Genomic DNA, 602 nt, shown 5'->3' on the forward strand with positions numbered 1-602 from the left:
CCCAGCGCGCCGTCGACGGCGCGGTGGTCGGTCGACAGCGTCACCGACATCACGGTGGCGATCTTGATCTCGCCGTTCTTGACCACCGCCCGCTCCTCGCCGGCGCCGACCGCCAGGATGGTCGCATGCGGCGGGTTGATGACCGCGGCAAAATCCTTGATGCCGAACATGCCGAGGTTGGACACCGCAGTGGTGCCGCCCTGATACTCTTCCGGCTTCAGCTTGCGGCTGCGCGCACGGCTGGCCAGGTCCTTCATCTCGTTGGAGATGGCGGACAGCGTCTTTTCGTCGGCCTTGCGGATAATCGGTGTGATCAGCCCGCCCGGGATCGACACGGCAACGCCGACATCGGCATGCTTGTGCTTCACCATGGCGCTTTCGGTCCATGAGGCATTGGCATCCGGCACCGCCTTCAGTGCCATGGCCATCGCTTTGATGACCATGTCGTTGACCGACAGCTTGTAGGCTGGAGCGTCGCCCTTATCGGTCTTCTTCACCGGGGCTGCCGCATTGATCTGCGTGCGCAGCGCCAGCAGCGCATCGAGTTCGCAATCGAGCGTCAGGTAGAAATGCGGGATGGTGGTCTTGGCTTCGACCAGGCG

The 602-nt window shown here is 63.6% G+C and carries 1 protein-coding gene; it reads right to left on the reverse strand.

What is annotated here, in order from left to right:
• A partial coding sequence (locus tag NP503_RS33185) for a 2-oxo acid dehydrogenase subunit E2 (protein WP_206517226.1) occupies positions 1–602 on the reverse strand: 602 nt, incomplete at both ends.

It is taken from the genome of Mesorhizobium sp. SEMIA396 (genome assembly GCF_024518615.1).
GTDB lineage: Bacteria > Pseudomonadota > Alphaproteobacteria > Rhizobiales > Rhizobiaceae > Mesorhizobium.